Origin of the sequence: Mycobacterium sp. UM_Kg1 (assembly GCF_000972925.1) — a bacterium.
GTDB lineage: Bacteria > Actinomycetota > Actinomycetes > Mycobacteriales > Mycobacteriaceae > Mycobacterium > Mycobacterium hiberniae.
Genome location: NZ_JRMK01000154.1, coordinates 1 through 8056 on the forward strand (window position 1 = coordinate 1; position 8056 = coordinate 8056).

Annotated in this window: 10 protein-coding genes and 1 tRNA gene; 6 read left to right on the forward strand and 5 right to left on the reverse strand. The window is 67.0% G+C overall.

All coding sequences use genetic code 11. The annotated features are described in order from the left end of the window. A partial coding sequence (locus LI92_RS17955) for a GTP-binding protein (protein ID WP_046321305.1) occupies positions 1-720 on the forward strand: 720 nt, incomplete at its 5' end. Positions 721-774: 54 nt separating this feature from the next. On the opposite strand, the gene LI92_RS21945 is transcribed toward LI92_RS17955, so the two are convergent. After that, the gene (locus tag LI92_RS21945) at positions 775-1212 is read right to left on the reverse strand and encodes a hypothetical protein (RefSeq protein WP_052740845.1); all 438 of its coding nucleotides are present in this window, start codon (positions 1210-1212) and stop codon (positions 775-777) included. A gap of 55 nt (positions 1213-1267) precedes the next feature. Between LI92_RS21945 and LI92_RS17965 the strand changes: the two genes are divergently transcribed. After that, a complete protein-coding gene (locus tag LI92_RS17965; RefSeq protein WP_046321316.1) occupies positions 1268-2050 on the forward strand; it encodes a sulfite exporter TauE/SafE family protein in 783 nt (260 codons plus the stop codon). 5 nt (positions 2051-2055) lie between these two features. Here the strand turns inward: LI92_RS17965 and LI92_RS17970 are convergent, their stop codons facing one another. Then, positions 2056-3738, reverse strand: a complete 1683-nt coding sequence (locus tag LI92_RS17970; protein ID WP_082109792.1) for a patatin-like phospholipase family protein — start codon at positions 3736-3738, stop codon at positions 2056-2058. A 150-nt stretch (positions 3739-3888) separates the two neighbouring features. Between LI92_RS17970 and LI92_RS17975 the strand changes: the two genes are divergently transcribed. Next, a tRNA-Pro gene (locus LI92_RS17975) sits at positions 3889-3962 on the forward strand. Positions 3963-4065: 103 nt separating this feature from the next. On the opposite strand, the gene LI92_RS17980 is transcribed toward LI92_RS17975, so the two are convergent. Genes LI92_RS17980 through LI92_RS17990 form a run of 3 tightly spaced genes read right to left on the reverse strand, consistent with a single transcriptional unit; the run spans position 4066 to position 6567 of the window. Next, positions 4066-4563 (reverse strand): restriction endonuclease, encoded by a 498-nt coding sequence (locus LI92_RS17980; RefSeq protein ID WP_046321309.1) that lies wholly within the window; start codon positions 4561-4563, stop codon positions 4066-4068. A 17-nt stretch (positions 4564-4580) separates the two neighbouring features. Next, complete coding sequence (locus LI92_RS17985) at positions 4581-5771, reverse strand: site-specific integrase (protein ID WP_046321311.1); 1191 nt, start codon at positions 5769-5771, stop codon at positions 4581-4583. Continuing rightward, a complete protein-coding gene (locus tag LI92_RS17990; RefSeq protein WP_152665539.1) occupies positions 5764-6567 on the reverse strand; it encodes a hypothetical protein in 804 nt (267 codons plus the stop codon). Before LI92_RS17990 ends, LI92_RS17985 begins: the two co-directional genes overlap by 8 nt. 139 nt (positions 6568-6706) lie before the next feature. Between LI92_RS17990 and LI92_RS17995 the strand changes: the two genes are divergently transcribed. From LI92_RS17995 to LI92_RS23290, 3 genes are all read left to right on the forward strand, one after another. Then, positions 6707-6973 (forward strand): helix-turn-helix domain-containing protein, encoded by a 267-nt coding sequence (locus LI92_RS17995; protein ID WP_286135180.1) that lies wholly within the window; start codon positions 6707-6709, stop codon positions 6971-6973. Continuing rightward, complete coding sequence (locus LI92_RS18000) at positions 6966-7475, forward strand: DnaB-like helicase N-terminal domain-containing protein (protein ID WP_152665540.1); 510 nt, start codon at positions 6966-6968, stop codon at positions 7473-7475. Before LI92_RS17995 ends, LI92_RS18000 begins: the two co-directional genes overlap by 8 nt. Further along, a partial coding sequence (locus tag LI92_RS23290) for a hypothetical protein (RefSeq protein WP_152665541.1) occupies positions 7472-8056 on the forward strand: 585 nt, incomplete at its 3' end. The genes LI92_RS18000 and LI92_RS23290, both read left to right, overlap by 4 nt.

Sequence of the window (8056 nt, forward strand, 5' to 3'; positions counted from 1 at the left end):
ATGTGTATAAGAGACAGGGGAACCACCGTGGACCCGGTCGACTCGTTGATCGAAATGGACGGCAAGGTCTGGCGTTTCGTCGACACCGCCGGGCTGCGCCGCAAGGTCGGCCAGGCCAGCGGGCACGAGTTCTACGCCTCGGTGCGCACCCATGGCGCCATCGACGCCGCCGAAGTGGTGATCATCCTGGTGGACGCCTCGCAGCCGTTGACCGAGCAGGACCAGCGGGTGCTGGCGATGGTGATCGAAGCGGGCCGCGCCCTGGTGCTGGCGTTCAACAAGTGGGACCTGGTCGACGAGGACCGTCGTTACCTGCTGGACAAGGAGATCGACCGCGACCTGGCCCGGGTGGCGTGGGCGCCGCGGGTCAACATCTCGGCGAAGACCGGACGTGCGGTGCAGAAGTTGGTTCCGGCGCTGGAGACCTCGCTGGAGTCCTGGGACAAGCGGATCTCCACCGGGCAGCTCAACACCTGGCTCAAAGAGGTGGTGGCGGCGACACCCCCGCCGGCCCGCGGCGGCCGTGCCCCGCGGATTCTGTTCGCGACGCAGGCGGCGTCGCGGCCTCCCACGTTCGTGCTGTTCACGTCGGGCTTTCTGGAGGCCGGCTACCGCCGGTTCCTGGAGCGGCGGCTGCGTGAGGAGTTCGGCTTCGAGGGCAGCCCGATCCGCATCAATGTGCGGGTGCGGGAAAAGCGCGGCCCCAAGCGTTCTCGCTGATCCGGCTGCTGCGCGCGGCGAGACTTCTGCGTGCGCCAGGGGTGGCCCGCGGGCTCATCCGATCTTGGTCAGCTGGAAATCCCATTGCCCCACCACGCCGCCGGCCGGGCCACGACCGCACGGCTCGAGCGTGGCGGTGGTCCACTGCCCCGCCAGGGTCAGCGCGTCGAAGCTGGCCGTCTTCGACACCGGCAGCGGCGTGTGATCCACCGGGCAGTCCATGCTGCCCTGCCCGCTGTACTCCCAGCGGCCGCCGTTGAGGTGAAATTCCGCGTTCTGCAGCCAGCGCTCCCCGTCGACGCGGGTGCACGTCGCGCCGCAGGGGGTGAACGTCCACGTCGCGGACCGCTGCGACGGCCCGTGCACGGCGGTGAAGGCGTACGGGCCCGAGGGCACCTCGGGGTCGGCCTGGGCCGCGGGGGCCGCTCCGAGGGCCACCACCAGCACCGCACCGGCGACGCCGACGGCTCGCTTTGCCCTACTGCCGATCATGGTTTCACCCCTTAGCTGCGCTCATCGTCTGCACGACCAGCGTAGGGTGCTGCAGATGCCGGTGACGCAGATGGTGTTGATCATGCTGGCCGGGGTGGGCGCCGGGGCGATCAACGCGGTGGTCGGCTCGGGCACCCTGGTCACCTTCCCGACCTTGGTGACGCTGGGCTTTGCGCCCCTGACCGCAACGATCTCCAATTCGATCGGCCTGGTGGCCGGCGGACTGTCGGGCACCCTGGCCTACCGGCGGGAGCTGCGCGGGCAGTGGGGGCGGCTGCGCTGGCAGGTCCCCGGCTCGCTGCTCGGTGCGCTGCTGGGTGCCTACCTGTTGTTGCATCTGCCCGAGAGCGTGTTCAACCGGGTGGTCCCGGTGCTGCTGGTGCTGGCGCTGGTCCTGGTGGTCGTCGGCCCGAAGATTCAGGCCATCGCCCAGCGGCGTGCCGAAGATGCCGGGCGTTCGGTCGACCAGATGAGTCGCCGCCGGACGGTGGCCCTGACGCTCGGCACGTTCGCCGTCGCCGTCTACGGCGGCTATTTCTCAGCGGCGCAAGGCATTCTGCTGATCGGTGTGATGGGGGTGCTGCTGCCGGAGTCCATGCAGCGGATGAATGCCGCCAAGGTGCTGCTGACGACGGTGGTCAACGTGGTGGCCGCCCTGGCCTACATCACCACGGCATTCGACCGGATCAGTTGGCCCGCAGTCGGATTGATCGCAATCGGATCGCTGATCGGCGGATACCTGGGCGGCCACTATGGGCGCCGGCTGTCTCCGAACGCCCTACGCGCGATGATCCTGGTGGTCGGCTTGATCGGCCTGTACCGGTTGCTGACGGTGTAGGCGGCTCAGGCCGGGCCCTGCCTGCGCCATCGGTCCCAGCGGCGGCCGCGTGGCGGCTGGGTCGAGGCCATCACCTCATCCATGGACGCCGCGTGCGGGTGCTCCGGCTGGATGGGCTGCGCAGGCGTTCCGACCGCGGGCTGGGTGCCCTCCCACCAGACCGGCTCCAGCAGCGCGGAGACCACCGGGATGGCGTGCTCCATGCTCTTGCGTCCCCACTGGCAGGCCCGGTCGATGGTGGCCGCCGACGGCGCCAGGTTCACCGGTGACAGCGTTGGGGAGAAGCGGACCAGGTGGTCGGCGTAGGGCGCGTTGCGCACCATCTGCAGCTGGATCGCCTGGGTGATCGGCACCAGCCACAGGTGCTTGGGGTCCCACTGCGGGTGGAAGCAGTCGAACGCCAGATAGCAGGCGTTGCGCGAGCCCAGCCGACCCGCGCGGACCCGTTTCCAGGCCAGCTCCAGAGGAACATTGCTGGCCGCGCCGCCGTCGACCAGGGCGCCGACGTCATTGTCGGCCAGCAGGGCGTCGAACATCGGCTCCATCGCCGGATCTTTGGGCTCGTGGTGCAGCACCCCAGGGATCGCCGAGGAGAACGACGCCGCGTCCACCACGTTGACGTCGCGGTCGGGGTTGTCGCCGCCGATGACGATCGGCGTCACCACCCGCGGGTCGATGAACGCCGCCGTCTGCCACAGGCGAGTGGCCACCTGCGGGCCCAACCCGATCGACAGGTACGGGAAGGACCGCAGCTGCAGCGCGGCAAGGCTCTGGTTGCGGTAGCGCGCGGGCAGGGCCGCGAAAGGCTGCCGGCGCACCCCGGCCACCACCGCGTCGAACGGGATGTCCAGATCCGACATCCGCATTCGCTCCCCGTCCTCGCGGCGGAACATCGCGTCGGCGAACAGGTCGAAGTTCAAAGCGAACACACCAGTCAGGCCGTAGCGGCGGCGTAGCCGCTCGGGACCCAGGATCGCGCGGAACGACACCGTCTTGGCCCACTGGATGTACTCGTCGATGGGCACCGGCAGCGTCCGGCTGACCACCGAACTCAGGATGGAGCCGAAAGATGATCCGACCAGGTAGTCCGGTACCGCCCCGGACTCCAACAGGGTCTCCATGCCGCCGATGTAGACGAACCCGGCGCCGCCCCCGCCGCCGAGCACGGTGACCAGCTTCTTGTAACCCACCTCGGCGTCGAGTTCGGCCTGGGAGAAGTCGTTGCCGTGCCGCTCGGCCACCCGGCGGCGCTGCTCGTCCTGATCGGCGGCCAGCCCGCCCAGCGTGTCGCGGGCCGCGGTCAGCGCTATCACCGGATCGCGTTCCTCGCGCAGGGGTCCGCGCATCGTGTCGGCCACCCGGGCCTGCCACTGGGCCAGCTCGGGGCCCACCGAGACGTCGCCGCGACCCCGCGCGCCGCGGGGTCCGGCCGCGCCGGGCTCGAAGTCGTCGAGCCGGGCAAAGTTGAGCAGATAGCGCAGCCGGCGCAGCTGCTCGGCGCTGAGCACGCCGGGCCGCCGCAGCGTGTGCCTGATCAGGCGGTTCTCCATCTTCTGCAGCAGCAACACCGTGTCGGCGCTGTCAGCGACCTCGACGACTTCGGCGGTGTCGGAGGGATCGCTGACGGTGTCCAACGGCTCGGGCGGGTCGGGCACGGCCGACCACGGCTGCGAGGGGGGAAGCTGCATAAGTGGTGGTTCCTGCGGGTTAGTGGCGCGGCCGAGAGGGGCAGTTTCGCTCACCGAGCCTACGTGGTCGACATGTCCGCACGCCGATTCGGGACAGCCGCGGGCGTGCGGTAGGCTTTCGACCTGCTGCCGGAGATCGTGCGGCGGCGGCGGGCTGTGGCGCAGTTTGGTAGCGCACTTGACTGGGGGTCAAGTGGTCGCAGGTTCAAATCCTGTCAGCCCGACAGAGGAAGTAGCAGGTCAAAGGCGGTTTCGGAGGACTCCGGGGCCGCCTTTCCGCATACCTTCCGGGGGTATGTACAGCAACCGGTACAGCAACCCGATATTTCATTTGCCCAGCTCCGGCTGAACTGGCGCAACCGTGACGATGGGCACATGACCCGTTATTGTCATCGTCGCCGGGGCAGGGCCGATGATGATGTCGCCCAAGAACTCCATGATGTAGGCCGTGGCATCAGTGTTTGCGTCCAGCCGAACGACCTTGATGTTGTGAGCTTCGGCGACGAGACGAGCGCCCATTTGAGCGCCTATCGGTGTCACAAGTATCCCGCCTGCGGCGTCTACATCGCTGATGATGAAGGCCAGCGTTCCCATGGTTCCTTGGTCCACGGTCGAACCGGGGTATCTCTTGCACTCGACGACGATTACGGCGCCGTCGCCTTGTCTTATCCCTTTGGCGTCGATCGCCCAATGTGTTCCGGATTTCCCAGCTAGCTTTTGCGTGCCGTCTACGGCCTGCAGCTCGAAGCCGAAGGCATCGCTGCACTTCTCCAACAGGACGCGGGACAGCTCCTCGTATGTTCGCCAGGGCTTCGCGGTATTCAAAGCTGGAGCGCCCCCATCTATTTGATCCTCAGGGCGGCGCTAAGGCCGTCGATCGCCGCCCGCGCTGCATCGTCGCTGGTGTGGCCGTATACGTCGCCAGTGATCGCGATCGAGGAGTGCCCCAGCAGGTCCGCTACCGCCTTGATATGCCCCCCGGACTCCAGCCACGCCACCGCCGCGCTATGACGCAGGGTGTGTACGCCGACGTCATCAACACCGGCCGCCTTGGCCGCCACCTCGATCACCCGCAGCAGATTCCTTGGATCGACCGGGGTGCCGAACTCGGTGGTGAACACCAGATCGGTCTCAGTCCACTGGTTGGCAGCCCGCAGACGTTCCGCTGCTTGGGTCGCTCGCTGCCTACGTAGGAGCGCCACGACGGCGGGGGAGATCGGCACGGTGCGGCGCGACCGCTCCGACTTTGGCTCCGAAAGCACCAGCCGGTTGCCGTTACGGACCAGGGTCGCAGTCACTTTCAGGGTGCCGGACTCCAAATCCACCCTTTCCCAAGACAACCCAAGTGCCTCACCCTTGCGGAGCCCGGTTGAAGCGATCAGCACCAGCGCGGGGTGATAGCGGGAGTCCTCGGCGGCCCTCAGGACGGCGGTGACGGCCGCAGGGTCGAGATGTTTGGCCTCGCGTCGCTCGAGGCCGGGCCGCTTCACCTGGGCCGCGGGATTGCGGGCCAGTAGCCCGTCGCGGACCGCCCCGTCGAGTCCGGCCCGCAGCACGGTGTACACCTGCCGGATCGTGGAATCGGACAGCGCTCGTCGCGGCTCACCACCTTCTACCGCCGCGGGCTTCATCTTCGCGCGCATCGCCAACACGAGGGCATCGATGTCCGACGCCTTGAGCCGGTCCAGGCGGATGGCGCCGAAGGGTGCGGCTTCGAGGTGGCGGCGCGAAAGGTTTGAGTACAGCTCCTGCGTCGAGGCTTTGCGGTCGGACGCTGCCAGCGTGGTGGTCCGCCAGTGCGCCATCCACGCGCCCACCGTCTGTTTGGTGTCGGTGGCGGGGGCTCCGGCTTCGAGGCGTTCGCGCACCTTCCTGAGCTTGTCGTTGACGTCGGCGCGGGTCCGGCCGTAGACGACGTGCCGTTTAGTTCGGCCGTCCTCGCCGGGGTAGGTGATGGCGCCCTCGTAGCGCACCACCTTGCCGTCTTTGATGCGCTTGTAGACGCTGCCCTCGCCATTTCCGCGTTTACCCACGGTGGCCTCCCGGGGCGTCGCTCGTGGTGATCGACTCCCACGAGGTCGACGACGTCTCCGACTTGGACATTTCTTTTGCGCGCTTCATTCCCGGCTTCGGGGCAGGCGGCAAATGGCCCGCTGCAGCGGCCAGCTCGGCGTAACGCGCAGCGGTCCGATACGACACCCCATAGGCATGTTCGATCGCCTTAATCGGTTTGCTGTCGACGTTCGACCGGTACAGCGCCGCCACGTCAATCAGAAGGGCGTCGGTGATCCTGCGCCGCAACCCGCGGCGTGAATCACGAATTTCACGCCATGCATCGCCCGCATCTGCCCAATCCGGCGCCCCCAGGGTGGAGCCGGGACGCTGGGCCGCCGCCTCCAAGACGGCATCGAGCCAGAAATTCAACCGATCCCGCGCGATACCCACATCCTGCGAAATCACATGCCGTCCAATATCTTTGGACTGCAAAGTAATTCGCGTATATCCAGGAGCGCCACCACGGAATTCGATCGTCAGGTGCACGCCCGGCTGGTTACCGCCACCAGGAAAGTGGGCATCTATTCGTTCAGGGATCAGCACGTCACCGAGTCGCACAAACGCCGCTCCCGTAGACCAAGACGCCCTTCCGATCTCGGCCCCCGCCGCGTTGACCACCGGCATACCGGCGTCAGTCATGTTGGCTAACACGGCGGGTGCCTCGTCCTGGCTCATCAGCTTTGCTGGCGGCCCGGGCTCTTTGGCGTAGTTCTCGGCGCGTAGACGCTCGAACTCCTCCAGTGGCAAGGAATCGAATCCCGGTCGGTCGGCCACCTTCGCCACCCCATCCCTGCCATCAATCCGCGGCTCTCTGGCAAGGATAACCATGCCATAAGCAGGCCATGCTGTCCATGTGCGTCGCGTGCGAGTTGAACACTGACGCCCACTGATGTACCGAACAAGGGAGGGCCAAGTGCCAGTTCAGACCAGATTGCTCGTGCCGATCATCGCGGGCCCTGAAGGCGTCAGCCACGCGCTGGGCGGCGTCGGCCGAACCAAGGTGTACGAACTCATTCGCCAAGGCGAACTCACCCTGGCGAAAATTGGCCGCCGATCATTTGTGACTTCAGAATCAATCGAGGCTTACGTTGACCGGCTGGTCGCCGCAGCATTGGCTGAACGTGACGCCTGGGCGCACTTGGGCATGTCGACTGGAGTCAATGTCGGTGTCGGTGACTGAGGCGGCCCACCGGCCGATCGCGCACTATCGGGAGTCGCCGCCCGTCGGACCGCATCCCGACATCGCCACCCTGCTTGTCGGTGCGCTGCTGTGGGCGCCGGACGACGGTGTCGAAGTGCTGGATCTGCTGCGCGACGACGATGTTGGCGACCCGGCGCTGGCCGTGATCCTTGCCGCCGTTCGGGATCTTCTCGGCGCCGGCATGCCTGTAGGGCCGCAGCTGGTGGCCGACGAGCTGCGGCGGACGGGTCGGTTCACCGGCCTGGTTCCTGGTCGGTTGAGGGGCGCCACGACATCGGGCGCCGCACGTACTGCCCGCCCCTACGGCGCCGCGGTGGCGGCGGAATCGCTGCGCCGCAAAGTCGAATCCGCAGGCATCGCACTGACGGCAGCGGCGGAGACAGCCGCGGAGAGCGATCTCCCCCCGATGGCGAAGTCGTTGTTGGACGAGATCGTGGACGCCGCGGGCCGACTCGCGCAGCTGCGCGGGGAGGCCCAATGACGTGGACCAAGCTCTCCGACGACTTCAGTGACGACTGCTGGCAGCTCTCCGACAAGGCGTTCCGTCTACACACCGAGGGCCTGATCTGGTCCAACCGCAAACTGCTCGATCTGGGCCTCGACAAAGACGACCTGCGCCGCTGGGCCAAACATCCTGACGCGGCCGACGAGCTCGTGGCTTGTGGTTGGTGGACCGACGAGGGAGATCACTACCGCATCGTCCACCACGGCGCCTATCAACGCCTTCGCGACATGGTGCTCAAGATGCAGCGGAGAAACCAGCAGAACGGGGGCCGTGGTGGGCGGCCACCGACGGTTCCCCGCGAGCGGTTTGCAACTAAGGCCGACAAGCAGATAACCGAAGTGGGTTCCCAAGTGGACACCCAAGTGGAAACCGATAGGGACGGGACGGGACGGGACGGGCCTGGACTGCAAGAGTCGGGTACAGCACGAGAGTCAAGCCCGCACGTACCCGAGCTTTGCGCGGATTGTGCCGAGAGACCACCCGCGGGCGAGGGTTGGGACCCGACGCTGTGCAGATCGTGCCTGTATGAACGCCTTCGCCTGTCTCTTATACACATC

Bases quoted from the DNA above. Each gene is read 5' to 3' on its own strand.
- LI92_RS21945 (WP_052740845.1), bottom strand. From the start codon at position 1,212: ATGATCGGCAGTAGGGCAAAGCGAGCCGTCGGCGTCGCCGGTGCGGTG.
- LI92_RS17965 (WP_046321316.1), top strand. From the start codon at position 1,268: ATGCCGGTGACGCAGATGGTGTTGATCATGCTGGCCGGGGTGGGCGCC.
- LI92_RS17970 (WP_082109792.1), bottom strand. From the start codon at position 3,738: ATGCAGCTTCCCCCCTCGCAGCCGTGGTCGGCCGTGCCCGACCCGCCC.